The organism is Sulfitobacter sp. DSM 110093 (genome assembly GCF_022788715.1).
In the GTDB taxonomy this organism is placed as follows: Bacteria; Pseudomonadota; Alphaproteobacteria; order Rhodobacterales; family Rhodobacteraceae; genus Sulfitobacter.
Window position 1 is genome coordinate 1,394,477 of sequence record NZ_CP085167.1, and the last position, 26,553, is coordinate 1,421,029.

The following is a 26,553-nucleotide window of genomic DNA, read 5'->3' on the forward strand; positions in this document are numbered from 1 at the left end:
AAGGCACCGTTGGCATGGCGCTTTTTCGTGCTACCCTTGCCCCATGAACATCAAAGATCTGATCCCCCATACCCTGTTTCGCAAGGCCCGCGAATATTCCCGCAAGCTTTGGGTGCGGGTGGTCTTTATGGGGCTGTTGGCCTTTGTCGCCCTTGGGATGACGCAACTGTTTGAACCCTTGGTGCCCAAGGAAGTCGCCACGCGATTAACAGGCGACGCCGCGGATCGGCTGTTGCAGATCATTGCAGATGCGATGTTGGCTGTTACGATCTTTTCGATCACGATTATGGTCACAGTCTACCGCTCTACCTCGGCGCAGTTTACGCCGCGTGCGCATCGGTTGATTATCCAAGATCGGACCACCCAGAACACGCTTGCAGTGTTCATCGGTGCCTATGTCTATGCGCTGGTAGCAATCATCATGCGCGAACTGGGTGTTTATGTCGACGAACGCTCTTTTGTGTTGTTTCTGACAACGGTCATGGTGCTGGCGATTATCGTGGTCTTTCTGATCCGCTGGGTGCTGCATCTGCAAAGCTTTGGCAGTTTGATCGACACCACGCGCCAGATCGAAAGCGTGACCACGTCGCTGTTCAAGGAACGGCTGAAAACCCCTTGTATGGGCGGCCACCCTTTGACGGGTCCGGCCCCCGAAGATGCCCGTCCGATTTTTGCCCGCGAAAGCGGTTATCTGAAACATATCTACCCCGAAGCCCTCGATCAGCAGGCCCGCGATCACGGGGTCGAGGTCTATCTTACCCGGCGGATCGGGGATTTTGTTTTTGTCGGAGAGCCGCTGGTTAGGGCCGCCCGCCGTGGGACCCCCCAGGATGCCGAACATGATTGGGAAAGCCTTGAGGAAAAAGTGACTAGCACCGTGCAACTGGGTGATCTGCGCACCTTTGACCAAGACCCGCGTTTTGGGTTGCGTGTGCTGGGAGAGGTCGCCTCAAAAGCGTTGTCGCCGGGGATCAACGATGGCGGCACGGCGATTGATGTGATCACCCGTATCGGGCGCATTCTGTCCTATTACTCGGACGAAGCGGAACCCACAGAGGAAATAGAGCTGCCCAACCTGCATATCGCGCCCATTGCGGCAGAGGCGCTGATTGAGGACGGTTTCGGCGCATTGGCCCGCGACGGTGCGTCTGTGGTTGAGGTGCAAATGGCTTTGCAACAGGTGCTTGCCGGGTTGATGCATCATCCTGATGCGGGCCTTGCCGCCGCAGCCCGAGAAGCGGCAGAAAACCATCTGCGCCGCGCCTTTGAGGAAGTGCCCTTTGGCCCAGACCGGGCGCGTATTTGGTCCGCCGCGCAGGAAGATGTGCGCGCGGCGGTGCAGTCGCCGGAATAACCCGTGCTTAGAGCGGGCGGATTTTCAGCTGGGTAATGCGATTGCCGTCCCGCTCAATCACCTCGAACCGGAAACCGTGGAACGAGAAAACCTGCCCCACGGTGGGGATCATCTGCGCCTCATGGATCACCAGACCAGCGATGGTATTGGCCTCATCATCGGGCAGCGACCAATCCGTTGCGCGGTTTAGGTCGCGGATCGTCATCGCGCCTTCGACCATCAGATGCCCGTCTTCGGATTGCTTTAACGGGTGATCCGCATCCGGGTCGAATTCATCGGTAATCTCGCCCACGATTTCTTCCAGAATATCCTCAAGGGTGATCAGACCTTGAAGCGAGCCATATTCATCCACCACCAGCGCAAAATGCGTGCGGCGGCGCAGGAATTGGCGCATCTGCTCATCAAGGGTGGATGTTTCGGGCACGAAATAGGGCTTCATCACCACATCGGCCACGTTGAACCCGTTGAGCGCCGCTGCGTCGCCATTGGGGCCACCAATCAGCTTATACATGGCGCGCAACAGGTCTTTGGCGTGGATCACGCCGATGATGTTTTCAGGGTCATCGCGGAAAACGGGCAGGCGTGTGTGGTTCGATTGCAGGCATTTTTCCATGATGTCGGTCGGGTCAGACGCCGCGTCGATCATCTCAATCCCCGAACGGTGCAGCATGACCTCTTCGACCGCGCGTTCGCGCAGGTCGAGCGCGCCCAAGATGCGATCGCGGTCCTCTTTTTCGACGACACCCTCGGAATGGCCCAGTTGCAACGCCCCGGCGATCTCTTCGCGCACGGCGAGGATGTTGCTGTCGGGGTCAATCTGCACCCCAAACAGCCGCAGCACACCGCGTACGAAAAACCGCACTGCCGTCACGACCGGAGAGAACAGAAACACCACAAGGCTAATGGGCCGCGAAACCAGCGCGGCGGCAGTCTCGGCATTGGTGATGGCATAGGTCTTGGGCAGAACCTCGGAGAAGACGAGCACCAGAAGCGTCATCACCAGTGTGGCCAGCGCCACACCGCTCTCACCGAAAAGCCGCGTGAACAGCGCCGTCGCCAAGGAGGCTGCAAGGATGTTGACCAAGTTGTTGCCCAGAAGGACCGAACCGATCAGCCGCTCATTATCCTCGGTGATCTTGAGCGCCCGTATCGCCCCACTTGATCCTTTGTCGGCCTGCGCACGCAGTTTGCCGCGCGAGGCGGCGGTCAGCGCCGTCTCGGACCCCGAAAAGAAGCCCGACAGGACAAGGAGAAAAAGGATAATTCCGGTACTGATCCAGAAAGCGGTGTCAAAAAGGGCGGGGCCCGTTTCCATGAGGTCTAAATCCATCCATTATGTGTGTGATTGTTATGGGCGCAGGGGCTGCGTCATTCAAGGGTTGCGACAGTGCAGGGTGGTGCGATGCAGGCGAAAATCAACTGGGCAGACCTAGGGGTTCTGGACGGGCCGCTGCTGTTGTTCGGTGGGCCCTATTCCAACCTTCAGGCGATAGAGGCACTGGCTGATTTTGCCGCCGCGCGCGGGATCGGCGGGGATCAGATGATCTGCACCGGGGATATTGTTGCCTATTGCGGTGCGCCAAGCGAAAGTATGGCGGCGATCCGGGCGCTTGGCTGTGCCGTGGTGGCGGGCAATTGTGAGGTGCAACTGGCCAGCGGGGCCGAGGATTGCGGCTGTGGATTTTCACCGGGCAGCAGCTGCGACATGCTGTCGGGCGCGTGGTACGCCCATGCCGCGCAGGCTTTGGCCGCAGAGGCGAAGGCTTGGATGGGGTCACTGCCGGATGTGGCGGTGTTCCAGCATCAAGGCCAGCGCTATGGCGTGATCCACGGCGGGGTGCGCGACGTGGCGCGGTTCATCTGGTCAGAGAGTGCAGAGGCGGTGTTTGAGGAGGAGTGGCAGGCGGTGGAGGAGGTCGTTGGCCCGCTCGATCACATCATCGCCGGGCATTCCGGCCTGCCGTTTATACGCGAGACGCCCCGCGGGTGCTGGACCAATGCGGGCGTCATCGGCATGCCGCCCCACGACGGTGCCCAGCAGACGCGGGTGGCGTTGCTGGACGGGGGCGCGGTGACGTTTCATCGGCTCAGCTATGACGTCGCAGGTGCCGTGGCCGATATGGCCAAGGCCGGTCTGCCGCGCGCCTATGCGGACGCGCTGCAAAGCGGTTACTGGCCCTCGGAAGACGTGTTGCCACCGGGGTTGCGGGTGCCGTCTTTGGCCAGAGGGTGACGCTCTAGCACGAGGTCGGACAGGCGCTCTTCCAGTACATGGGTATAGATCTCGGTCGTGGCGACATCGGCGTGGCCCAACATGGTCTGGATCGCGCGCAGGTCCGCGCCATTGGCCAGCAGATGCGTGGCAAAGGCATGGCGCAAGGTGTGCGGCGTGACCTTTTCAGGGGGGACGCCGCCGGTCACGGCAAATTCCTTGATCAACAGATAGAACCGATGCCGCGTCAGATGGCCCGTCGCCCCGCGGGAGGGGAAGAGGTGCCGCGCGGGCGGTTTCCCCTTGGCTTGGGCAGCATCATCCGCCTTGTCGCGCACCACCAGCCATGCCGCCAGCGCATCACGTGCGGGTTCCGACAGGGGCACCAGCCGCTCCCGTCCGCCTTTGCCCGAAATCAGCAGCAGGCGCGGATCGCCCCGCGCGGCGCTGACCGGCAGGCTGACCAATTCGCTGACCCGCATGCCAGTGGCATAAAGCAGCTCCATCAAGCAAGTGTTGCGCAGTTGGTCCGCCAGTGCGCGGCCTGAGTTGCGCGCGGCATCCAGAAGTCGGTCGACCTCTTCTTCGGACAGGATCTTGGGCAGACGTTTGTCTTGGCCCGGTCCGGCGATCTGTACTGCGGGATTGTCCTCGCGCAGCCCTTCTTCAAAGGCGAAGCGGTAGAGCTGCTTGATCGCCGACAGACGCCGCGCGCGGGTGGATTTGGCAAGACCTTGAGCGTCGCAATAGACAAGGTAATCCTCGACTTCGCCGCGGCCTGCGGTCAGGAAGTCATGGTTCTGCCGCGCCAAAAAGGCGTCAAAATCCTTGAGGTCACGGCCATAGGCAAGCTGTGTGTTCGTGGCAGCGCCTTGTTCGGCGGCGGCGGCCTCTAGAAAGCTAGAGATCCAGTGGAAGGTCGGGGTATGGGACATCATCATTGCTGAAGCAATACAATCTGCAAGGCGGCGCGGCGGGCGGTGTCTTCCAGCCCGAGGGCGCGCAGGGTGGCTAGGGCGTCGCGGAGCGCCGATGTGTCACCACTGGCGCCATCATGCAAGAGCGAGAGCAGGCGCAAAACCGCCATCCCTAATTCTTTGTCCCGCGCCAGTGCCATCAGATCGGCACGCGGGGCAGAATTGGTGAATGCATCATGCACCGCGGCGGCCAAAGGCGCATCGGGGGCGGGGCCTGCGGGGGTATCGCCGCGGGCCACGGCGCGCAGCAATTCGTCTTCGGGCGATCTGCCAATGACCCGCGCAGCGGCGGCTTCATACGTCGGAGAGAGCAGCGCCACATCCCGCGCCAAAATGGCCGCATGGCCCGCCAGCGGAATGGTCGACAAGGGTTCGGCAAAGAGCGTGGCAAAGGCCACTTCGAGGGAGGCCTCGCGCATCGCTTCCCAAGCGGGGGGCAAGGTTTTGGCCACCGCTTCGGGACTGCTGGTGCGCAGGGCAGTTTCAAACCGTTGCAGGGCCGCGACACGGTCCCAGACGCCGCCCGATGCGGCGGGCTGGCGATCGGTGTAAAGGCCCAGCAGCAGGTTGTCGGGCAGGGCACCTGCGCGTGTCAGGCGCTCGGCGGCCTCTAGCTGGGATTTCCAGCCGGCGATGTCACGCAGATCGGCCACCGCATAGGCGCGGGGCAGGATGCGCGAGGGCAGCGGTTCGCCAATCGTTTCAAACAGACGGAAGGTCATCGGATCCATCTGGCGCGGCACGCGCAGCGGTTCGGCCCCTTCGTAGAAGTCGGGGTTGAGGAACCGATCAAAGAGTTCAAGCTGTTCTTGGGGCAACAGCCCAAGAGCTTGGGCGGAGCCAAAGGTCAGGGCGGCATTTTCCCAATTGCCCGCGCGGGCGTTGCAAAAGATACGCGTGCCATAATCACGGGTCAGATGCGGCGCTTTCATGAGGCGTTCGCAGACGCGGTGTTCGGTCCCGGTCAGCAGGGAAAGCTGCATCCAAAGATCGAAATGAGCGGTTGAGGTGGTGACACCCGCCTGTTCGATCAATGATAAAGCCGGATCAAGTGCGCCCAGTTCCATCAGTTTTTGCCCGCGCGCCAGCGCCAATTCATCACCATTGCGCGCTTCGCCTTGCGGGGCCTGCGCCTCGGCCAGAAGCACGGTGTAGAGCAGTGCCTGGGCGGCGGGCAAATGTAGGTCCGGCAGGTCGCGGATGCGGTCAATCAGGGCGGCGGTGTCGCTGCCCATCCAAATGTCGCCGCGCAGCCCGGTGACGGTGCTGGGCACCAGCCCAATGCGGCGCGGTGCGCCATCGCCCAACGGGGTGACCTGCACCTTAGGAGCCAAGGCGTTATCTGCGACCGGAGGCTCGTCTGCCCGGCCGGGATTGGGCGGGCGTTTGGGACGGTTCTGGGGCGGAGACTGCGCGCCGAGCCAGTCAATCACCGACAGCGGTTGGCCGCCCGGGGCGGGTGCCGACTGCTCTGCCTCTGACGCTTGGCGAGGGGTGCGGCCCAGATTGCGGTCTTCGGCAGATTCGGCCAGCAAGGCGCTGGCGCTGACCGAGCAAATCAAAGCAGCACAGACGGCCCAGCCGCGATTTGACATGGCGGTTGCCACCCTGTTCAATCCGCTGTCAGCGTGACGGGCTGGCGAGTCTCGATTTGTTCGGGTGAAAAATCCACGCCAAAGAAAGGACCGACATAGGCATAGCCCACCAATCCGATAAAGCCGACAATCAATAGAAATATCAAAAGCTTAAAAATTTTACCCATGAACCATGCCTGCCCGAAATTCTGCTATTTTGCCAAACTATATATGGCCTTTTCGGCAAGATCACGTCATTCAGAGAAAAATGAGCGGAATTAAGCACAGCATGACCGATGGCGAAGAAACGCCGCCCCGTTACCGTCTGAACAAAACGGTGGCGCTGGTTGGCATGATGGGAGCGGGCAAGACGGCGGTGGGGCGTGCGGTCTCTGCCAAACTTGGTGCGCCCTTTCTGGACAGCGATGCCGAGATTGAAGCGGCGGCCAATCTCAGCGTGCCGGAGATCTTTACCCGCGACGGGGAGCCGTTCTTTCGCAAGCGCGAGACTGAGGTGATCGCCCGGCTGTTGGCAGAAGAACGGTGCATCCTCTCCACAGGCGGTGGGGCGTTTCTGGCTGAGGTGAATCGCGACAATATCGCGGCTTATGGTGTGGCGCTTTGGCTGGATGCGGATCTGGATCTGTTGTGGAACCGAGTGCGTTATAAAGACAGCCGGCCACTGTTGCGCACGGCCGATCCCAAGGCGACGCTGGGGGCGCTCTATCGCGACCGGGTGCCGCTGTACCGGCTGGCGGACCTGTCGGTGTATTGCGACCCGCGCCTGTCGATTGACGCAATGGCCAACCGGGTCATCGAAAAGCTGCTGACCCGGCCCGATGTTTTGGAGAAATTGGATGCGTGAGACGGTTTCCGTGGCCCTGCCGGGGCGCGAATATGATGTGATCATCGGGTCGGGCCTGCTGGCCGAGGCGGGTGCGCTGATTTCTCCGTTGCTACGCCGCAAGCGCGTGGCCGTCATCACTGAGAGCCGTGTGGCCGCGTTGCATTTGCAGACCTTGCGAGATGGGCTGGCGGCGCAGGGGATCTCGATGTCGGCGCTGGAACTCGCGCCGGGCGAAGGCACCAAGGATTGGGCCAATCTGCAACGCTGCGTTGACTGGCTGCTGGACGAACAGGTCGAGCGGGGCGATATCGTCGTGGCCTTTGGCGGCGGGGTGATCGGCGATCTGGTGGGCTTTGCTGCTGCCGTCTTGCGGCGCGGGGTGCGGTTTGTGCAGATCCCGACGTCGCTTCTGGCGCAGGTCGACAGTTCGGTGGGTGGTAAGACCGGGATCAATGCAAGCCAAGGCAAGAACTTGATCGGTGCGTTTCATCAGCCAAGCCTTGTACTGGCCGATACAGACGTGTTGGGCAGCATGCCTGAGCGTGATTTTCTGGCGGGCTATGGCGAGGTGGTCAAATACGGGTTGCTGGGCGACGCTGATTTCTTTGACTGGCTAGAGGTGCAAGGGCCGAGCTTGGCCGCAGGGGATATGGCCGCGCGGATCGAAGCGGTGCGCCGCTCGGTTCAGATGAAAGCCGATATCGTCCAGCGTGACGAGACAGAGCAGGGCGACCGTGCGCTGTTGAACCTTGGCCATACCTTTGGCCATGCGCTTGAGGCGGCGACGGGCTATTCCGACCGGTTGCTGCACGGTGAGGGCGTGGCAATTGGCTGTGCGCTGGCCTTTGAACTCTCCGCCCGTTTAGGGCTTTGCCCCCAAGAAGACCCCAGCCGTCTGCGGGCGCATTTGGTGCAGATGGGGATGAAGACCGACCTGCGCGATATTCCGGGTGTTTTGCCGGACGCCGATGAGTTGCTGCGCCTCATGGGGCAGGACAAGAAGGTCGTCGATGGGCGCTTGCGCTTTGTTCTGGCGCGGGGCATCGGGCAGGCCTTTGCCGGGGCCGAGGTCGACAATGCCGACGTGCTGGGCCTGCTGCGCGACGCCTTAAGCGCGCGGCAGTGATCCGCAACGGGCAGGGCCCGGCGGTTCATATCCTCTAATCTGTGCAGTTTCGGGGCCGTTTAAAAATGGCGGCGCCGCCAAATCGGATGTCTGAGACAGGCGTCACCCTGCATGTCTGAACGTCTCGACATGGCCCCAAACGGAGCCTCTAATCCTGTTGCCGAACAATTCACCTGTCCGGCAGGTATCGCGATGGGGAGGGTTCTATTGCGGCGAGGTTAAGCGCGCGTCACGTCAGCGGCCGCATGGGGTGGGCAGGGCGCAACAGCGCCCCGCCGGATGTCCTATACCGGTTGGCTTAGAACGGGATTTCGTCGTCGAGGTCACGGCTGCCGCCGCCACCGCCGCCACCATTGCCGCCGCCGTAGTCTTTGCCACCGCCACCTTGCGAGGAGGGGCCGCTGTCATAGCCGCCGCCGTAGTCATTGCCGCCGCCGCCACCACCGTAGCCGCCGCCACCACCGCCGGAGCCGCCACCGGGACCGTCAAGCATGGTCAGCGTGCCGCCAAAGCCTTGTAGCACGACTTCGGTGCTGTAGCGGTCTGCGCCGGATTGGTCCTGCCATTTGCGGGTCTGCAACTGGCCCTCGATGTAAACCTTGGAGCCCTTCTTGAGGTACTGCTCGGCGATGCGGACCAGACCTTCTTGGAAGATCGCGACAGAATGCCACTCGGTCTTCTCGCGGCGTTCGCCGGTGTTGCGGTCTTTCCATGTCTCCGAGGTGGCGATGCGCAGGTTGCACACTTTGCCGCCGTTTTGGAACGACCGCACCTCGGGGTCGCGCCCGAGGTTGCCGATTAGGATCACTTTGTTCACTGAGCCGGCCATCTTGCCCCCTCGTTTGTCATTGCTGTGTCATTGCTCAGGGCGCGAATCCGACCGCGCCCAATTCGGCCGTTTATACCGTGGTTGTTCGCCGGATGACACCGGCTTTCCACCCCCGCGCGACCATCCGCGCGGGGGTGGAGGCGGGGCTGGCACGCGGCGCGGTTTTGGGTATACTGCGCGCGATGCAACGACAGGGGGCAGGTTGATGCAAAAGACGGGATTTGTGGCCAGTCTGGCTGCAGTAGGGGTCACTGCGGCAGGATTGATCGCAATCGGGGCAGCTTCGGCGGCTGCTGATGTGTTCGCGACCAAAAACCGCGCGGGATTGTTTTCATCGCAGAAAAGCATCCTCGATAACCGTGCTTCCAAGCAATATTCCGCGTCTGTCAGGCTGCAACCGCCCAAGGTTGTCACCCCCACCAAATGGGATGTGCCGAAATATAATGGCTCTTACAAAGGTGTTTACCTGAGCACTGCGCGCGATGCCGCAACCCGGCATGGCATTCCGGTTGATCTGTTTCTGCGTCTTGTTCAGCAGGAAAGCGGTTGGAACCCCAAGGCGCTGTCGCACAAGGGCGCGATGGGGTTTGCGCAACTGATGCCCCAAACGGCGCAGGCATTGCGGGTAGACCCGACTGATCCCGCGCAAAACCTTGAGGGCGGGGCGCGCTACCTCAAGATGCAGTACCGTGCGTTTGGCACGTGGGAGCTTGCTTTGGCCGCCTATAACGCTGGTCCGGGCGCAGTGAAGAAGTACGGCGGCGTGCCGCCCTATAAAGAAACGCGCAATTACGTTAAAGTGATCTCTGGTAGCTAAGCTTCTGAAATTTCTTGCGAATAGCTGATAGCTCTGCCCGAATTGGGCGGGGTTCTTCCTATGCCCCTCGATCATTGTCGGCGTGCCGGGGAACCACCGGGGCGTTCGTGGTGTTCTCTGATCAGAACCTCTTGCAGCGGGATTGGCCCGCCGCAGAGAAGAAAAGATCGTAGGAGAACAACATGTTCACGAATATGAAAAACATCGCCCTTGCCGCCGGTGTAAGTGCCATCGCCCTTAGCGGTTCCGCCTTTGCCGATGAAAAGATCATGGTATCCGCGATTGACGTAGAATCGTCTGTGTCGGCATCGACCGAGGCCAACGCGATGGATTTCTATCCTGATCTGGAAGAAGACCTGCGTGCCGAAGTGGCCGAGCGCGTGCCAATGAGCAGCGACGCCGCTGATCCGCAGATCAAGATTGATATCCGCAAGATCGCGCTGAACGGTTCGACCATGTTGCCAGACAGCAAAGAATTCAACCAATTGGAAGGCGTTGTTGATATCACCAGCCCCAATGGCGACAATGCCGGTCTTAGCTTTCCGGTTATGATCTCTGCCTATGCTGGCGACGAAATTGCGCCCGAAGGCTATGTCAACGTGCAGCCATCCGAGACCGAGTTCTACGTCGCGATGGTGTCGACATTCGCGGATGTGGTGGCCGAAGGTCTGGCAAATGTGAACACAGCTGGCGACCCAATCGACCCATAAGGTCTATTAGCGAATTCCTCAGGCGTTCCCCTGTACCCCAGCCTGAGGACCAAGGCGCGGATCTTCCCCGGATCCGCGCCATTTTTATGCGCTGCTACTCGGCAGCGGTGCCCACTTCGATTACCGGCTCCATTTCGGCGAATTGCTGGGCGGATAAGTGGCACTTGACCTGATGCCCGTCCGCCATGGTAACCATCGGCGGCACTTCTCTTTCGCACAGATCGCCGGGCACCTGTGATTTCCAGCGGCAGCGCGTTTGGAAAGGGCAACCGGGGGGCGGGTTCATCGCCGAAGGCACGTCGCCTTCCAGCACGATATGCTTTTTCTTTACTTTGGTATCGGCAATCGGCACCGCGCTCAGCAGCGCTTCGGTATAGGGGTGATAGGGGGGCGAGAAGACCTGATCTGTGGTTCCAAGCTCAACCACATGGCCTAGATACATGACCATGACCCGGTCCGACAGGTAGCGCACGATGGACAAGTCGTGGCTGATAAACAGGAGCGTGGTTTTCTGTTCGCGCTGGATCTCCATCAACAGATCCGTCACAGCCGCCTGAACAGAGACGTCAAGGGCCGAGACGGGTTCATCCGCCACCACGATCCGCGCGTCACCTGCAAAGGCGCGTGCGATGCCGACGCGCTGCTTTTGCCCGCCCGACAGTTGGCGCGGCATGCGGGTTGCGAATTCGCGGGGCAGTTTGACCAGATCGAGAAGTTCCAGCATCCGCTGCTTGCGCTCTTTCTCATTCTTGCCGATGCGGAAAATTTCCAACGCGCGGATGATCTGCCGCCCGACGGTCATGGAAGGGTTCAGCGTGTCGAAGGGGTTCTGAAACACCATCTGCACATCGGCGACGTTCTTGGTGGTGCGGTTGTCGATCGGCACCCCGCCAATATCCTTGCCATCAAGGTAGATGTGCCCCTCGGTCGCCGTCTCTAGCCCCATGAGGACCTTGGCGAAGGTGGATTTGCCGCAACCGGATTCACCGACAATGGCGAGAGTCTCGCTCTCATGGGCCTCGAAACTCAACGACTCGTTGGCTTTGACCACCTTGGTATTGCCTCCGCCAAACATGGCATTTGCCGCGACCTGATAGTATTTCTTGAGCTTGTCCATCTTGAGGACGACCTCGCCAACGTCGCCTTTTTCCTTGACCTCAGCCAGTTCCAGCGGCGCTTGCCAGTCGATCTCTTGGAAGCGGATGCAACGGGTTTCGTGCCGGTGATTTTCGGGCACGCTTTCCATCGGGATCGGCGCGGCGTCGCAGCGGCCGGGCACGAAATAATCGCAGCGGGGGCCAAAGTTGCAGCCGGGCGGGCGTTCATGGGGCAGGGGGAAGTTGCCGGGGATGGCAACGAGGGGGCGCGCGTTCTTGTCGGCGCCGGGCAGAGGGATCGACCGGAACAGCGCCTGCGTATAGGGGTGCTGCATCTCGTCAAAGACATCGTGGATGGAACCCTTCTCCACCGCTTCGCCGGAATACATCACGCAGATGCGGTCACAGGTTTCCAAGACCAGCCCGAGGTTGTGAGAAATGAACAGCATTGAGGTGCCGTATTTCTTGCCCAAGTCCTTCACTAGTTCCACGACCGCCGCTTCGACGGTCACATCAAGCGCAGTCGTCGGCTCATCCAAGATCAGAAGCGAGGGTTCGGACATCAGCGCCATGGCGATGACGATGCGCTGCTGCTGCCCGCCCGAAAGCTGGTGCGGATAGGCTTTCAAGATGCGCTCTGGATCGGGGAGTTTAACATCCGTGACCACCTGAAGCGCCCGTGCATAGGCTTCCTTCTCAGACATGCCGGCGTGGATCATCGGCACTTCCATCAGCTGTTTGCCGATGCGTATGGCGGGGTTCAGACTGGCCATCGGCTCTTGATAGATCATCGCGATCTCGCTGCCGCGAATGTCGCGTAGCTCTTCGGCGCTCATCGTGCTCAGATCGCGGCCCTTGAACTTGATCGAGCCCCCAACGATCCGGCCATTGCGGCCCAAATCCTGCATCACGCCCAGCGCCACGGTGGATTTGCCGCAGCCGCTTTCGCCCACCAGCCCCACGGCTTCGCCCGGTTGGACGTTAACGGAGAAATCCATCACAGCGGGAATCTCTCGCAGGCGGGTGAAGAACGAGATCGACAGGTTGTTAATCTCAAGAATGGGGCCGTCGTAATCAGTCTTTGGCATTTGTCTCTCCCAGTCGGGGGGATCAAGAGGGTCCGGGGGGCGTGCCCCCGAATGACGTTTCTTAGTCGCGCAAGGATTCTTCGCGCAGGCCGTCGGCCAGCAGGTTCAGGCCCAGAACAAGGCTCAGAAGCGCAAGGGCAGGTGCGATGGCGGCGTGCGGGTAGAGTGACAGCAGGCGGCGGCCTGCGTTGATCGTGCTACCCCAATCCGGGCTTTCGCTTTCCAGCCCAAGGCCGAAGAAACCCAAAGTGCCGAGAAGGATCGTGGTGTAACCGATGCGCAGGCAGAAATCGACGATCAGCGGGCCACGGGCATTGGGCAAGATTTCCCACAGCATGATGTACCACGGGCCTTCGCCACGGGTCTGGGCGGCGGCGACATAGTCGCGCGTTTTGATGTCCAGCGCGAGGCCGCGCACGATGCGGAACACGGTGGGCGAGTTCACGAAGACGACCGAGACAAAGACCACCAGCACGCCGGCGTCGATATCGAAGAGGTCAATCATGCTCGGCAAGCCGGGGATGCGGTAGGTATCCGTCGCTACAATCGCGCCGTCGGTGGAGACCAGCGACAGGTAGAGCCAGCCGACAATGCCCAGCACCACGATCAACAGCGGCGTGCGGAACGAAGGCTGCGTGTAGTAGCGCGAGTTCAACAGCACCGCGAGGAAGATCAGCGGGAAGATGAACAGGAACACGGCCATATAGTTCGGGATGCCGGTCAGCACGATTTCGGGCGTCACCAGCAGGTAGAACAGCAAGATCACCGGGAAGGCGAGGATCAGGTTTGCCAAAAAGCTGAGGATCGTATCGAGCCGCCCGCCATAGTAGCCCGCAGGCAGGCCCAGCGTGATCCCCACCATAAAGGCAAAGAGCGTCGCCAAGGGCGCGATCTGCACCACGACCCAAGAGCCCTTGATTAACCGCGAGAAAACATCGCGGGCAAGGTTGTCACCGCCCAACAGAAACCATGGATATTCGTCTTCGTCGGGGCTGCGCAGCGGGGTGCCGGGCAGCTTGTTCTTCATGCCCGAAGTTTGGCTAAGGCTGTCGTGCGTCACCAACAGGTCGAACAACCCGCCAAAGACTCCGGTGAAGACCCAGAACATCACGATGGCAAAGCCGATCATGCCCACGGTGCTGTCGAATAGCTTGCCGTAGAGGCCAAGCTGGCGTTTGAAGTGGATAGAGACAGCGAAGGTCAGGATCAGCGCGATCCAGACCGGCAGCATCTGCTGCGACATGCCGCCGAAGATGCCTGCCTGCGGCCCCATGAAGGCACCGGCGACGATATAGATCAGCACCACAAGGATCAGCAGCGCAAATAGTAGGATCACCGCGCGGTTCAACCCGCCTGCCAGCCCGCCCCGCCGGGCCACGGTGCCATCGGGTTTGATCTCCTGCGCGTCACTGGCAGGGAGGAAAGAAACGACGATCTGCATCGCGACGGCCAAGGCCAGCATCACGCAAAGGCCGAGAAAGATGATATTGAGCCCCGCAAGAGACCCAGTCCATGTCAGTTGTTCCATGTCCATGCTCCCTTAAGAAATCCGAATGCGCGGGTTGAGGAAGACGTAGCCGATATCAGAGATCAGCTGCGTCACGAGGACAACGATCACCGAAACGACCGAAACAGCGAGCAGCAGTTCGATGTCGTTGTTCGCCGCCGCTTGAACGAGCAGCCAGCCGAAGCCCTTGTAGTTGAACAGCGTCTCCACAATCACCACACCGTTCAACAGCCATGGGATTTGCAGCATGATGACGGTGAAGGGCGCGATCAGTGCGTTGCGCAGCGCGTGCTTCAGCACGATTTCCGAGAATTTCACCCCCTTAAGCCGCGCTGTGCGGATATACTGCGCGGTCATCACCTCGGTCATCGAGGCCCGCGTCATCCGAGCGATATAGCCCATGCCATAAAGCGAGATGGTCAGCACCGGCAGGAAGAAGTTCCAGAAATTCGCGTCTTTCATGGCGGAGGTGGCGGAGCCGAGAAACAGCGTCTTGCTGTCGATCCAGCCCCATTCTGCCAGAAGCGGCGATAGGCCAAAACGCGAGGAGGCCAGTACCGCGATGAAGATCACGCCCGAGACATATTCCGGCGTCGCCGTAGTAGCGATGGAGAAGGTCGAGAGCGAGCGGTCAAGCTTGGAGCCTTCGCGCATCCCCGCCAGCACACCGACGATCAGCGCCGAGGGGACCATCAGCATCAGCACCCAGAACATCAACTTGCCGGTGAGTGCGAGACGGGTCAGGACGGTTGCGCCGACGGGTTCTTTGAAGACGGTGGAAAACCCCCAATCGCCTTGCAGGATGCCGCAGCGCGTGGGGCGGTCCTCTACGGGGGTGCCGGAGGCAAAACAGCGGCCGAATGTTTCGTCGGGGGTTTCACCTTCCGTCACCCAGCCCGGCAACACGCCAAGCCATTCGCCGAACTTATCGACCGTGGGTTGCAGATAGCCGCGGCTTTCAAGGTAGCTGGCAACGGCCTCGTCCGACATGCGGAAGTTGCCTTGGGTCTTGGCAAGCTTTTCGAGGTTCGGATAGAGATTGGTCAGCCAGAATACGATGAACGTCAGGCACAGCGCCGTCAGCAACATCACACCCAGCCGGCGCAAAATAAATAGTCCCATGTGGTCCCCTGTAGCAGGGTCGGGCGGTGACTTGGCCCGACGATGCGGCCTTTTTGGCCTTTTTAATTCGTGCGGCGCCATGACAGCGCCGGTACTGGAGGCGGCAGTTTTTGCCGCCTTGTTGAGCTATGGCGGCATGGCCCTAAGGCAAGACATTTTTAGCCTCATTCGCTTGGCCGACTATCCGACCCTTTGCAGAACGGTTCGACCATGAGGCATGGAAATTGGTCGCGCGTCAACATTTCGTAGTTTTGCTGGATGCGGTTTTTGCGACATGACTTTGGTCTGAAAGCGACATTTGCCGCGCTCTTCGGTGTGTTTAGCGCAGTTTGCTGGGCGGCAGACCGCTGTGTTGTTGCATGAACCGGGTGAAGTAAGCGGCGGAGCCAAAGCCCAGATATGCGGCGATTTCTGCGGCGGTTTGATCGGTTTCACCCAACAGGCGCCGGGCGGCGTGACAACTGCGCTCGCTGAGCAGATCGGCGGCGGATTTCCCGGTGGCGGCTTTTACCGCTCGGGTCAGATGGGTGGGGGTCACACCCAATTCGGCGGCGTGATCGGCCATGCTTCCCCCCTTTGGATGGCGCTGGGCAAGCAAAGCGCAGAACCGCGCGCTGAGCCTTGCGCCCGCGTTTGGGCGGGTGGTGATATGGTCCTCTGACATGATCTGACGGTGCAGCCAAACTGACATCAAAGCTGCCTGCGCTTCGAGCGCGTCTTGTTGCAGGGGACGGCCTTGATGCAATTCGCGCTGGGCAAGTTCGATCAGTGCCGAAAGTTCGGCTTGTGCCTGCACCTCGCGGATGCGCAGCTGACGCGGGAAATCCGGCAGACGTAATCTGGTGTTCTCGGGAATAACGACAGCATGGCCCACACATTGAAAGCCCAGTTCCATCGCAAAGAGTGACCGCGCTGGTATCCAGAGCGCGTTATAGGCGCCCAAGCCCCGGCGCTGCCCATCAAGCAAAAGCCGCCCCTGACCACGGGTGATCCAAATCAATAAATGGTGGTCGCGGTCATGGGCAAGGGACAGCCGCCACTCCTGCCCAGCGGAAAGCTGCGCCAGAGTGAGGAGCTGTATCTGCGGCTGTTGCACAGGGGCCTTTCGTTGAAAATTGAAAACCCCTTGGGGCCAAACTTCAACGATACGCTATCCGATGGTCGCTATTACGCAAGGGTTTGGAGCGGGTCTAATCCTATTCTGGCGTCACGCGCTGCCAATCTGCCATTTTGCTACGCATCCAAGTACGCTGGCGTTTGGCGAAGCGGCGGGTGGCAACCACGGCCGCTTCGCGGGCGCGGTGAAGCGGCCAATCGCCGTCAAGGTGGCGGATCAGTTCCGGCACGCCAATCGCGCGATGTGCAGGGAGCGCCGGATCATAGCGCGGACGCAGGGCGGCGACTTCCTCAAGTGCGCCGTGCTCTAGCATCAGGTCAAAGCGTCGGGCGATGCGGGCGTTCAGCCAATCCCGTTCGACATCGAAAACGATGGGCAGACAGTCTGCAAACGGCAAAAGCGGCGCGCCGGTATCGCGCTGCCAGTCCGACAGGCCGCGCCCGGTGGCGGTCCAAACCTCCCATGCGCGCTGCACCCGCGCGCGATTGCGCGGGTCGATGTTTGCGGCGGTGTCGGCGTCAAGTTGCGCCAGTAAATCCTCCAGCGCCATTTCATCACCCTGTGTGCGGACCTCTGGCGGGGTCGCCGGAATTTTTGCCAAACCCTGCGTCAGGGCAGAGAAATAAAGCCCGGTGCCGCCGGTGATGATCACCCGCTGACCGCCGCCCAGCAGCGGGGCCACCTCGCGCAGCCAATGGCCGGTGGAATAGGGCGCATCCTCGGCCAGATGACCATAGAGTAGATGCGGCGCGCGGGCCTCTTCTTCGGCTGAGGGCCGGGCGCTGATGATGCGCAGGGGCGCATAGACCTGACTGGCATCGGCGTTCACGATCACGCCGCCCTGCGCCTCTGCGATGGCGAGTGCCAGTGCAGATTTGCCGCTGGCGGTTGGCCCGGCGATCAACACAGGGCGATCTACGGGCAGCCCTTGCAGTAGCGCATCCATCTGGGCCTTGGGAATATCCGGCATTTCTTTGCGTCTTCCTCTCGCCGCGCATTGAACCTTGGACGTATTTGCGACATTTTGGCGCGAAATGAAAACCCTTCGCCGCCGTATGGCTCAAATCGTCCTCGGTTGGTGAAATAATAAGGTGTGCCCGATGTCCCAAGACACCCCCCAAGTCTCCTTTAACCGCGTGATGCTAAAGATTTCCGGGGAGGCACTGATGGGTGACCTCGGGTATGGCCTGCACCCGCCAACCGTTGAGCGTATCGCCCGCGAAGTGCAAACGGTGCATTCACTGGGTGTCGAGATCTGTATGGTCATCGGTGGCGGCAACATTTTCCGCGGGCTGCAAGGCTCGGCACAGGGAATGGAGCGGACGACGGCGGATTACATGGGCATGCTGGCCACGGTGATGAACGCACTGGCGATGCAATCGGCGCTCGAAGGTCTGGGCATTCACACGCGGGTGATTAGCGCCATCACGATGAATGAAGTGGCCGAGCCCTATATCCGCCGCCGCGCCGTACGCCACCTTGAGAAGAAGCGGGTCTGCATCTTTGCCGCAGGCACCGGCAACCCCTATTTCACTACAGACACCGCCGCGACCCTGCGCGCCAATGAGATGTCTTGCGAGGCGATCTTTAAAGGCACCAAGGTCGATGGCGTCTATGACAAAGACCCGGCCAAGTTCGACGATGCCAAACGCTATGATCTGGTGAGCTATGACGACGTGCTGCAAAAGCGGCTTGGCGTGATGGACGCCTCTGCCATTGCGCTGGCGCGGGATAACAACCTGCCGATCATCGTCTTCTCGCTGGATGAGCCGGGCGGCTTCCAAGGCATCTTGGCGGGGCAGGGTACTTACACCCGCGTCGGTTAAGACGCGCACCACAGCGCGGGGATCGTCCAACGGCTGGGCGATCGGCCTGAGGCCGCCGCGTCTCTTTCAAAGGGGGCGCGGCTGACGCAGGGTGGCGGAATAATGGGCAGTTGTGAAAGCGCCGCGCCACCGTTAGAAAGCCGTAACGCAAGGAAACAACAAGCAGGCTCGCCATGTCAGACGAATTTATGCTCGATACCGATGATCTTGAACGGCGGATGAACGGCGCGATCGCGTCGCTTCGGACCGAGTTCGCATCGCTGCGCACAGGGCGTGGCTCGGCCTCTATGCTGGAGCCGGTGATGGTCGAGGCTTACGGCCAAATGACCCCGGTGAACCAAGTCGGCACCGTCAACGTGCCCGAGCCGCGCATGGTGACGATCAACGTTTGGGACAAAGGTCTGGTCGGCAAGGTTGAAAAGGCCATCCGCGAAAGCGGTCTGGGCATCAACCCGCAGCTGAACGGCACCATCATCATGCTGCCGATCCCCGAGCTGAACGAAGAGCGCCGCACCCAGTTGACCAAGGTCGCGGGCCAGTACGCCGAACACGCCCGCGTTTCGATCCGCAACATCCGCCGCGACGGGATGGACCAGATTAAGAAAGCCAAGAACGACGGCACGGTGTCCGAGGATGACCAGAAAATCTGGGAAGGCGAAGTGCAAGACCTGACCAACCGCTTCATCACCCTCATCGATGACCAGCTTGAGACGAAACAGGCCGAAATCATGCAAGTCTGATCCGGCCTTAGGGCAGGGACACAGCACTTGAAAGAAAAGGCCGAAACATGAGCACCGCCGAAATTCAACCTAAGAATGCTCCCGGTGGGCCGCGCCATGTGGCGATCATCATGGACGGCAATGGCCGCTGGGCCACCCAACGCGGGCGGCCCCGGCTGTTTGGTCACCACGCCGGTGCCAAGAGGGTGCGCGAAATCGTTGAGGCCTGCCCCGATGTGGGGGTGGAATACCTGACGATCTTTGCCTTCTCGACCGAGAATTGGAAGCGCACACAGGTCGAAGTGGCGGGGCTTATGTCTCTGTTTCGGCGTTATATTTCTAAAGAAATGCGCAGTCTCAGCGAATATGGCGCGCGGGTGCGGTTCATCGGGGACCGCGACCGGCTGGATGACAAGCTCATCAAGTTGATGGGCGAACTTGAGGCCCACACCGCGCATAACACCCGCATTAACCTCACGATTGCGCTGAATTATGGGGGCCGCGACGAGGTGGCCCGTGCCACGCATCGTTTGGCCCAAGATGTCGCCAGTGGCAAACTTGACCCTGACAGCGTGGACGAAGAGACCCTGCCGCGCTACCTCGATACCCATGTGCTGCCCGACCCCGATCTGGTGATCCGCACCAGCGGCGAGGCGCGGATTTCGAACTTTCTGCTGTGGCAGTCGGCCTATGCGGAATATGAGTTCATCGACACGCTGTGGCCGGATTTCACCCGCGAGGAATTTGCCCGGCTCTGCGCCGCCTATGGCGGGCGCGACAGGCGGTTCGGTGCGGTCAAGACCTGAGGAGACGTGCGATGAAATCACCTGAACAATGGTCCGACCTCCGCGCGCGGATGCTGTCCGCCAGTGCGATGATCCTGATCGGTCTTCTGGGCATCTGGTTGGGGGGCGTTGCCTTTCACCTTTTGGTGGCGCTGGTCTGCGGTCTGATGGTTTGGGAACTTGTCGGCATGTTGCGCGGCCCCGGTCAGGCGGCCTCTTGGCAGCTTGGGCTGGTAACGGGCGCGGCTGTGCTGGCGTCGGTCTATCTCCCGGTAGGCTTTGGCCTGCCGCTGCTGCTGGCGCCCGCGCTTTTGGGTTTTGCCCTGCTGACCGCGAACCGCACGCTCTACATGAGCTTTACTGCGATGATCCTACTGGCGGGCTTTGGCCTGATCCAACTGCGCGATGACATGGGCTTTGGCTGGCTGATGTGGCTGGTGCTGGTGGTCGTGGTCACCGATGTGGTGGGCTATTTCGCCGGTCGCGCCATTGGCGGGCCAAAGTTCTGGCCCAAGGTCAGCCCCAAGAAAACATGGTCCGGCACCGCCTCGGGCTGGGTCGGAGCGGCGGTTGTCGGACTGATCTTTTCCTTCAACACAGGCTTTGGTTTCCAACTCGTCGGCATCTCGGTGGCGCTGTCGATGGCCTCGCAGATGGGCGATATGGCGGAATCGGGCATGAAGCGCAAAATGGGCGTCAAAGACAGCTCGGCCCTGATCCCCGGCCATGGCGGTCTGTTGGATCGTTTCGACGGGATGCTGGGCGCTGCGGTGTTCTTGCTGATTGTCGGGCCGTTGATCGGCTTCCCTCCGGGCCTGAATTAACCCGCCATGCCACGCAAAATTTCGATACTGGGGGCGACCGGGTCCATCGGTCAGAACACGATTGATCTGATCCGGCGCGCGCCTGACAGCTATGACGTGGTGGCGCTGACCGGCGCGGGCAATATTGCCCAACTGGCAGAGGACGCGAAAGCGCTGAAGGCCGAGGTCGCGGTTACCGCCCGCGAAGACCTGTTGGACGATCTGCGCGATGCGCTGAGCGGCAGCGGGATTGAAGCAGCGGCAGGGTCCGCGGCGATTACCGAGGCGGCATCCCGCCCTGCTGATTGGACCATGTCCGCGATCATCGGCGCGGCGGGGCTGGCACCGGGGATGGCCGCCCTGCGCCAAGGCGGCACACTGGCATTGGCCAATAAGGAATCGCTCGTTTGCGCCGGGGCGCTGATCATGGGCGAGGCCAAGCGCAATGGCGCCACGATCCTGCCGGTCGACAGCGAACATTCCGCCGTTTTTCAAGCGCTGGTCGGCGAAGATATGGCCGCCGTTGAGCGCGTCATCATCACCGCCAGCGGCGGCGCATTTCGCGATTGGCCGCTTGCGGACCTGGCCAATGCGACGCTCGATCAAGCCTCAAGCCATCCCAACTGGGACATGGGGCAGCGGATCACCATCGACTCGGCCTCGATGTTTAACAAGGCGATGGAAGTCATTGAGACGCGGGAGTTTTTCGGCGTATCGCCTGAGACTATCGAAGTGCTGGTGCACCCGCAGTCGATGATCCATGCGCTTGTGGGGTTTTGCGACGGTGGGCTGATGGCCCATGTCGGCCCGCCTGACATGCGCCATGCGATCGGCTATGCGCTGCACCACCCGCAGCGGGCCCCTTTGCCGGTGGAGCGGCTGGACTTGACCAAGATTGGACGGTTCGATTTTACCGCGCCCGACGACGCCCGCTGGCCCGCACTGCGGCTCGCGCGGGAGGTTATGGCGGCAGGTGGACTCATGGGTGCGGTCTTTAACGCGGCCAAGGAGGTGGCGCTCGATAGCTTCATCGCCGGGCAGTTGCGCTTTACCGAAATGGCCGAGATCGTCGAAGAGGTGTTGGAGGCGCGCGCCGCTGACGCATCGCTGGGCCGGGGCAGCGACGATATGACACTTGATTTGGTGGGCCAAGCCGACCATCTCGCACGTAAGGCTGCTAAGGCCGCAATTCAAAAAAAGGCAGGGTAGCACGTTGGACATCATGGGGTTATTGCCGGAATTCGGCGGGCTGATCTGGACAATATTGGCTTTTGTCGTGGCGCTTTCGGTGATCGTGGCGATCCACGAATACGGCCATTACATCGTTGGCCGCTGGACCGGGATCAAGGCGGATGTCTTCAGCCTCGGGTTCGGCCCGGTGCTGTTTTCTCGCATGGATAAGCGCGGCACGCGCTGGCAGTTCGCGCTGCTGCCCTTTGGCGGCTATGTGAAATTCGCGGGCGATTCTAATGCCGCGTCGGGCAAGGACGAAACCGCGATGGAGGCGCTGGCCGAAGACCCCGAAGCGCTGCGCCACACGATGCATGGTGCGCCGCTTTATGCCCGCGCGCTGACCGTGGCGGCTGGGCCGGTGTTCAACTTCGCCCTGTCGATCATCATCTTTTTCGCCGTGGCGATGACCGCGGGCACCGCCCGTGATCCGCTCACCGTGGGCGAGCTGCGCGATCTGCCGAATGCGGCATATGAGTTGGAACCGGGCGATGTGCTGCGTGCGGTCGAAGGCACGCCGCTGCCATCATTGGCTGCAGGTGAAGGCTATAATGATTTTCTGACGAACCTGCCGCAGAAGTCGGTGCTGAGCTATGACATCACCCGCGATGATGCGGAACTGACGGTGCCCGGCCCTTATCTGATGCCGCCGCTGGTCAGCAACGTAGCGCCGCAATCGGCGGCCCAAGAAGCGGGGCTCCGTGGTGGTGATGTGATTACAGCCGTGAACGGCCAAGAAATCGTAGCCTTTGGTGAATTGAAAGAGGTTGTTGAGGCATCGGAAGGTGCAGCGCAGCAGCTTACGGTTTGGCGGGATGGCGAGACGCTGGAGTTCACCCTTGTTCCCAAAGCCACGGATGAGCCGCAGCCTGACGGCAGCTTTAAGCAGAACCTGCGCATTGGCATCGTTGGCGGCATGGCCTTTGTGCCTGCGACCGATACGCCCGGCGTGGGCGAGGCGCTGAGCACTGGGATAGGCAATACGTGGCAGATCATCAAAGGGTCCATCTCGGGGCTACGTGAGATGATTGTCGGCAATATCAGCACCTGTAATCTGAGCGGCCCAGTGGGCATCGCTCAAACTTCGGGCGCGATGGCCAGCCAAGGGGCGCAGTCATTTATCTACTTCATCGCGGTGCTGAGCACGGCGGTCGGGTTGCTGAACCTGTTCCCGATCCCGGCTTTGGACGGGGGGCATTTGGTCTTTTATGCCTATGAAGCTGTGACAGGCAAACCGCCCAGCGATGGCGCGCTGCGGTTTTTGATGACCCTCGGCATTACGCTGGTCCTGACCTTGATGCTCTTTGCGCTTGGGAACGATTTGTTCTGCCCATAAGCGGTAGTTGCGAGAACCTTGCCCCTTTGGGGCAGGGTCTATTTTGCCCCAAAGGGGCAGGGTTATTATTAACGCCGACGGGCAGGTCTGCGACTTGCCTTCAAATGGCCATATTTGAACACACTCCTGCCGCAATGCTCTGGTAAAATTATCCTTCATCGAGAAGGAACCGAAGATGCACTTGATTCAAGGATCAACCCGCGGCCTAAGCCTTTTGCTGGACCTGAACTGGGACCGTGCGTTTTTTGGTGCGGCGATCGCCGCTGCCCTCTCTGCCGGTGCATTTGTCGCCTCTTTGTGACCGTCCGATCGCGGCAAATCGGACAATCCTGCCCTTTGCCCGCCTATGATGTCATTCCTGCCCATGTTGCCGCATGATATGGTATATTTTTACCGCCGTTGCTTTTGACAAACCCCGTTAACCTGCGTAGTCAGGTTGACAATTAATGTCGCAAAAAACGGGTCGGTGTAATGGGACTGAGGAACGAGGGCAGAATGCCCATCGAATGGGCGCAGCGCAGCAATGTTGGCAGGACCCTTCGGGGCGCATCGCTTTGTGTCATGTTGTCCGTCGCGTGGCTTGTGCCGGGCAGCGAAGCGCAGGCGCAGCAATATCAGTTCAATACAGTCGTGATTGAAGGCAACGAGCGGATCGGCGATAGCGCCATTCTGCGCCGGGCTGGCATCGGGCGGGGGCAGGCCGTTTCGGGCGGGCAGTTAAACGACGCCTACCAGAACCTGCAAAACTCGGGCCTGTTCGAATCCGTCTCCATCGAGCCGCAGGGCGGCACGCTGGTGATTTCGGTGGTGGAACTGCCGACGCTGAACCGGGTAAGCTTTGAGGGCAACCGCCGCATCAAAGATGAGATGCTGGCCGAATTGATCGGCTCAACCGAGCGCCGGGTGTTCAACCCCGGCCAAGCCGAGCAAGACGCCGCCGCGATCGCTGAGGCCTATAGCAACGAAGGCCGTCTGTCGGCCCGTGTGCAGCCACGCATCATCCGCCGCGATCAAAACCGCGTCGATCTGGTCTTTGAAATTTTCGAGGGCGACAACGTCGAGATCGAGCGCCTGAGCTTTGTCGGCAACCGTATCTATTCCGATCGTCGTCTGCGCCGCGTTTTGGGCACCAAACAGGCGGGCCTATTCCGCCGCTTGGTCAAGCGTGACACCTATGTCGAAGGCCGGGTTGAGGCCGACAAGCAGATGTTGCGCGATTTCTATCTTTCGCGTGGCTATGTCGATATGCGCACCGAAGCGGTCAATGCCGAACTGACCGAAGAGCGTGATGGCGTCTTTGTCGCCTATAACATCACCGAGGGGCAGCAGTTCCGCTTTGGTTCTGTGTCGCTTGAATCCGAAGTGCCGGGGCTGAATGCTGCGGTCTATCGTGACCTTCTGAAAATCCGCCCGGGTGTGATCTATTCCCCGACATTGATCGAGAATGACATCGCCCGGATCGAACGCCAAGCGATCCGCGATGGTGTGGATTTCCTACGTGTTGAGCCGGTGATCGACCGCAATGACCGCGACCTGTCGCTGAACGTGACCTACAAGCTGTCCCGTGGCGAGCGCATCTTTGTTGAGCGGATCGACATCGAAGGCAACACCACCACGCTTGACCGCGTGATCCGCCGCGAGTTCGACAGCGTGGAGGGTGACCCGTTCAACCCGCGTGAGATTCGCCAATCGGCGGAACGCATCCGCGCGCTGCAATACTTTGAGACAGCAGAGGTTAACGCCCGTCAGGGCTCCAGCCCTGAGCAGGTCGTGATCGATGTAGACGTAGAAGAAAAGCCCACCGGCTCGCTGAACTTCGGCGGCTCCTTCTCGAACAACGACGGTTTTGGTGTCGCGGTCAGCTTTCAAGAGGATAACTTTCTTGGCCGTGGCCAGAAGCTGAGCCTGTCGATCTCCACCGCCGAAGATGCTACACGCTATGGTGTGACATTTGTCGAGCCGCGTTTCCTTGGCCGTGATGTGGCGCTTGGTCTCAAGCTTGACTATGCTGAAACCAATTCGTCCTACACCAGCTACGACACTGAGCGTTTGCTATTCCAGCCCAGCCTGACCTTCCCGGTGAGCGAGAATGGCCGTCTGTCCGCGCGCTACACGTATGAAGGCATCGAGATGCTGGAACGTGATGACGAAGATAACAGCGCCACCATCGCCAACGAGATCGACGCAGGCGCGCTGTTCTCCTCCTCGGTGGGCTATACCTATACCTATGACACCCGCCGCACTGGACTGGACCCAACGCAGGGTATCTTGTTCGAGTTCGGTCAGGATTTCGCGGGTCTTGGCGGTGATAATGAGTTCATCAAGACTTCGGCCAAGTTTGGCGCCGAGAAGCGTATCTTTAACGAAGAAGTAACTCTTCGTGCCACGCTCGAAGGTGGGGCGCTGGCTTGGAACAGCGGCACCAACCGTGCGGTTGACCGTTTCATCCTTGGCCCTTCCATCATGCGCGGCTTTGAGCCGGGCGGGATTGGCCCGCGTGACCAGAGCAACGGCGTTGACGATGCACTTGGCGGTAACTTTTTCGCCGTGGCCCGTTTCGAGGCTGAGTTCCCACTGGGGCTGCCCGAAGAATATGGCATCAGCGGCGGCGTCTTTTACGACGTGGGCAACCTGTGGGACCTGAGTGATGTGGACACGACGGGCGGTTCGATCGTCGGCGAAGGGGGCTCTTACCGCCATGTGGTCGGTTTTTCAGTCTACTGGGATACACCGCTTGGCCCGCTTCAGTTCAACGTCTCTGACGCGCTGAAGAAAGAGAGCTTTGACAAAGAGCAAAGCTTTGAGGTCACATTGCGGACCACGTTCTAAGACCATGTATCGCGCATTCATCCCCTTCGTGATGATGCTGGCCGGGGTCACCCCCGGCCAGGCGCAACAGGCCCCTGCGCCAGAGACACAGCAGAACGCAGCTAGCGGCAACGCGCAGGGCGTGATCAGCCCGGTTCTGACCATCGATTCAGAACGCCTGTTCCGCGATAGCGCTTTCGGCAGCCGGGTTTCCCGCGAGATCGAAGCCCAAAGCGAGCAATTGGCCACCGAAAATCGAGAGATCGAAGCCGAGCTGGAAGCCGAAGAGCGTGAGCTTACCGAAAAACGCACCCAGATGACGCCAGCGGCGTTCCGGGTTTTGGCAGATGCCTTTGATGAAAAGGTGCAGCGTACCCGAGCAGAGCAGGCCTCAAAAAACCGAGCGCTGAGCGAAGCACTCGACCTAGAGCGGGACCGTTTCCTTGCTGCCGCAGCCCCCGTAATGGAACAGTTGATGCGCAATTCCGACGCGGCTGTCATTCTTGAACGCCGGCGCGTCTTTGTCTCGTCCTCGGCGATTGAGGTGACGGATCAGGCGATTTCGCTGTTGGATGAGACCATTGGCGATGGCCTGACCGAGGCCGACTGAGCGGCAGGGCGCCGGGGGATGCTTGCCCCCAGCCGTCCGAATTGGTAGCCATTCAGCAA

25 protein-coding genes are annotated in these 26,553 nt (G+C 60.6%); 15 read left to right on the plus strand and 10 right to left on the minus strand.

Annotation, left to right across the window (positions count from 1 at the left end):
- Positions 1 to 43 precede the first annotated feature (43 nt).
- Positions 44 to 1,354: a DUF2254 domain-containing protein gene (locus DSM110093_RS06750; protein ID WP_243267285.1), complete on the plus strand. Its 1,311-nt coding sequence runs from the start codon at positions 44 to 46 to the stop codon at positions 1,352 to 1,354.
- A gap of 7 nt (positions 1,355 to 1,361) precedes the next feature.
- Here DSM110093_RS06750 and DSM110093_RS06755 read toward each other — a convergent pair whose 3' ends face one another.
- Positions 1,362 to 2,669, minus strand: a complete 1,308-nt coding sequence (locus DSM110093_RS06755) for an HlyC/CorC family transporter (RefSeq protein ID WP_243267286.1) — start codon at positions 2,667 to 2,669, stop codon at positions 1,362 to 1,364.
- An 87-nt stretch (positions 2,670 to 2,756) separates the two neighbouring features.
- On the opposite strand from DSM110093_RS06755, the gene DSM110093_RS06760 reads away from it, so the two are divergent.
- Complete coding sequence (locus DSM110093_RS06760; RefSeq protein WP_243267287.1) at positions 2,757 to 3,587, plus strand: metallophosphoesterase family protein; 831 nt, start codon at positions 2,757 to 2,759, stop codon at positions 3,585 to 3,587.
- On the opposite strand, the gene DSM110093_RS06765 is transcribed toward DSM110093_RS06760, so the two are convergent.
- From DSM110093_RS06765 to DSM110093_RS06775, 3 genes are read right to left on the minus strand one after another with little or no spacing between them, the layout of a single operon-like run.
- Positions 3,524 to 4,507 carry a tyrosine recombinase gene (locus DSM110093_RS06765; RefSeq protein WP_243267288.1) on the minus strand — a complete coding sequence of 328 codons (984 nt, stop codon included), beginning with the start codon at positions 4,505 to 4,507 and terminating at the stop codon, positions 3,524 to 3,526. The two genes, DSM110093_RS06760 and DSM110093_RS06765, sit on opposite strands and share 64 nt — an antisense overlap.
- On the minus strand, positions 4,504 to 6,138 hold the full coding sequence (locus tag DSM110093_RS06770; protein WP_243267290.1) for a hypothetical protein: 1,635 nt from the start codon (positions 6,136 to 6,138) through the stop codon (positions 4,504 to 4,506). Before DSM110093_RS06770 ends, DSM110093_RS06765 begins: the two co-directional genes overlap by 4 nt.
- 17 nt (positions 6,139 to 6,155) lie before the next feature.
- Entirely contained in the window at positions 6,156 to 6,305 is a 150-nt protein-coding gene (locus DSM110093_RS06775; protein WP_167360187.1) for a hypothetical protein, read from the minus strand.
- 80 nt (positions 6,306 to 6,385) lie between these two features.
- On the opposite strand from DSM110093_RS06775, the gene DSM110093_RS06780 reads away from it, so the two are divergent.
- Both DSM110093_RS06780 and aroB read left to right on the plus strand, forming a co-directional pair.
- The gene (locus DSM110093_RS06780) at positions 6,386 to 6,982 is read left to right on the plus strand and encodes a shikimate kinase (protein ID WP_243267292.1); all 597 of its coding nucleotides are present in this window, start codon (positions 6,386 to 6,388) and stop codon (positions 6,980 to 6,982) included.
- Positions 6,975 to 8,090, plus strand: coding sequence for a 3-dehydroquinate synthase (aroB, locus tag DSM110093_RS06785; protein ID WP_243267294.1), 1,116 nt, complete (start codon positions 6,975 to 6,977; stop codon positions 8,088 to 8,090). The genes DSM110093_RS06780 and aroB overlap by 8 nt, the downstream gene beginning before the upstream one ends.
- A 298-nt stretch (positions 8,091 to 8,388) precedes the next feature.
- Here aroB and DSM110093_RS06790 read toward each other — a convergent pair whose 3' ends face one another.
- Positions 8,389 to 8,919, minus strand: coding sequence for a single-stranded DNA-binding protein (locus DSM110093_RS06790; RefSeq protein WP_243267296.1), 531 nt, complete (start codon positions 8,917 to 8,919; stop codon positions 8,389 to 8,391).
- Between the two features lie 205 nt (positions 8,920 to 9,124).
- On the opposite strand from DSM110093_RS06790, the gene DSM110093_RS06795 reads away from it, so the two are divergent.
- Positions 9,125 to 9,736, plus strand: coding sequence for a lytic transglycosylase domain-containing protein (locus tag DSM110093_RS06795; protein WP_243267297.1), 612 nt, complete (start codon positions 9,125 to 9,127; stop codon positions 9,734 to 9,736).
- A gap of 182 nt (positions 9,737 to 9,918) precedes the next feature.
- Positions 9,919 to 10,446 (plus strand): hypothetical protein, encoded by a 528-nt coding sequence (locus tag DSM110093_RS06800; protein ID WP_243267298.1) that lies wholly within the window; start codon positions 9,919 to 9,921, stop codon positions 10,444 to 10,446.
- 94 nt (positions 10,447 to 10,540) lie between these two features.
- Here the strand turns inward: DSM110093_RS06800 and DSM110093_RS06805 are convergent, their stop codons facing one another.
- The 5 genes from DSM110093_RS06805 to miaA form a co-directional block, all read right to left on the minus strand.
- Complete coding sequence (locus DSM110093_RS06805; RefSeq protein WP_243267299.1) at positions 10,541 to 12,631, minus strand: ABC transporter ATP-binding protein; 2,091 nt, start codon at positions 12,629 to 12,631, stop codon at positions 10,541 to 10,543.
- 61 nt (positions 12,632 to 12,692) lie between these two features.
- Positions 12,693 to 14,159: an ABC transporter permease gene (locus tag DSM110093_RS06810; RefSeq protein ID WP_243267300.1), complete on the minus strand. Its 1,467-nt coding sequence runs from the start codon at positions 14,157 to 14,159 to the stop codon at positions 12,693 to 12,695.
- 12 nt (positions 14,160 to 14,171) lie between these two features.
- Positions 14,172 to 15,260, minus strand: a complete 1,089-nt coding sequence (locus DSM110093_RS06815) for an ABC transporter permease (protein WP_243267301.1) — start codon at positions 15,258 to 15,260, stop codon at positions 14,172 to 14,174.
- Between the two features lie 319 nt (positions 15,261 to 15,579).
- Positions 15,580 to 16,356 carry a helix-turn-helix transcriptional regulator gene (locus DSM110093_RS06820; RefSeq protein WP_243267302.1) on the minus strand — a complete coding sequence of 259 codons (777 nt, stop codon included), beginning with the start codon at positions 16,354 to 16,356 and terminating at the stop codon, positions 15,580 to 15,582.
- A 100-nt stretch (positions 16,357 to 16,456) separates the two neighbouring features.
- Positions 16,457 to 17,347: a tRNA (adenosine(37)-N6)-dimethylallyltransferase MiaA gene (gene miaA / locus DSM110093_RS06825; protein WP_243267303.1), complete on the minus strand. Its 891-nt coding sequence runs from the start codon at positions 17,345 to 17,347 to the stop codon at positions 16,457 to 16,459.
- 130 nt (positions 17,348 to 17,477) lie between these two features.
- On the opposite strand from miaA, the gene pyrH reads away from it, so the two are divergent.
- The 9 genes from pyrH to DSM110093_RS06865 all read left to right on the plus strand — a co-directional run bounded on the left by pyrH (position 17,478) and on the right by DSM110093_RS06865 (position 26,494).
- Positions 17,478 to 18,203 carry a UMP kinase gene (pyrH, locus tag DSM110093_RS06830; RefSeq protein WP_243267305.1) on the plus strand — a complete coding sequence of 242 codons (726 nt, stop codon included), beginning with the start codon at positions 17,478 to 17,480 and terminating at the stop codon, positions 18,201 to 18,203.
- A gap of 173 nt (positions 18,204 to 18,376) precedes the next feature.
- Positions 18,377 to 18,943, plus strand: a complete 567-nt coding sequence (frr, locus tag DSM110093_RS06835) for a ribosome recycling factor (RefSeq protein ID WP_243267306.1) — start codon at positions 18,377 to 18,379, stop codon at positions 18,941 to 18,943.
- Positions 18,944 to 18,990: 47 nt separating this feature from the next.
- The gene (gene uppS / locus DSM110093_RS06840; protein ID WP_243267308.1) at positions 18,991 to 19,728 is read left to right on the plus strand and encodes a polyprenyl diphosphate synthase; all 738 of its coding nucleotides are present in this window, start codon (positions 18,991 to 18,993) and stop codon (positions 19,726 to 19,728) included.
- An 11-nt stretch (positions 19,729 to 19,739) separates the two neighbouring features.
- Positions 19,740 to 20,531, plus strand: a complete 792-nt coding sequence (locus tag DSM110093_RS06845) for a phosphatidate cytidylyltransferase (protein WP_243267309.1) — start codon at positions 19,740 to 19,742, stop codon at positions 20,529 to 20,531.
- A 6-nt stretch (positions 20,532 to 20,537) separates the two neighbouring features.
- On the plus strand, positions 20,538 to 21,719 hold the full coding sequence (gene dxr / locus DSM110093_RS06850) for a 1-deoxy-D-xylulose-5-phosphate reductoisomerase (RefSeq protein ID WP_243267311.1): 1,182 nt from the start codon (positions 20,538 to 20,540) through the stop codon (positions 21,717 to 21,719).
- Positions 21,720 to 21,723: 4 nt separating this feature from the next.
- Complete coding sequence (rseP, locus tag DSM110093_RS06855) at positions 21,724 to 23,076, plus strand: RIP metalloprotease RseP (RefSeq protein WP_243267313.1); 1,353 nt, start codon at positions 21,724 to 21,726, stop codon at positions 23,074 to 23,076.
- 175 nt (positions 23,077 to 23,251) lie between these two features.
- A complete protein-coding gene (locus DSM110093_RS20875; protein WP_279290856.1) occupies positions 23,252 to 23,377 on the plus strand; it encodes a hypothetical protein in 126 nt (41 codons plus the stop codon).
- 194 nt (positions 23,378 to 23,571) lie between these two features.
- Positions 23,572 to 25,905 carry an outer membrane protein assembly factor BamA gene (gene bamA, locus DSM110093_RS06860; RefSeq protein ID WP_243267314.1) on the plus strand — a complete coding sequence of 778 codons (2,334 nt, stop codon included), beginning with the start codon at positions 23,572 to 23,574 and terminating at the stop codon, positions 25,903 to 25,905.
- 4 nt (positions 25,906 to 25,909) lie between these two features.
- Complete coding sequence (locus DSM110093_RS06865) at positions 25,910 to 26,494, plus strand: OmpH family outer membrane protein (protein ID WP_243267316.1); 585 nt, start codon at positions 25,910 to 25,912, stop codon at positions 26,492 to 26,494.
- Positions 26,495 to 26,553 lie beyond the last annotated feature (59 nt).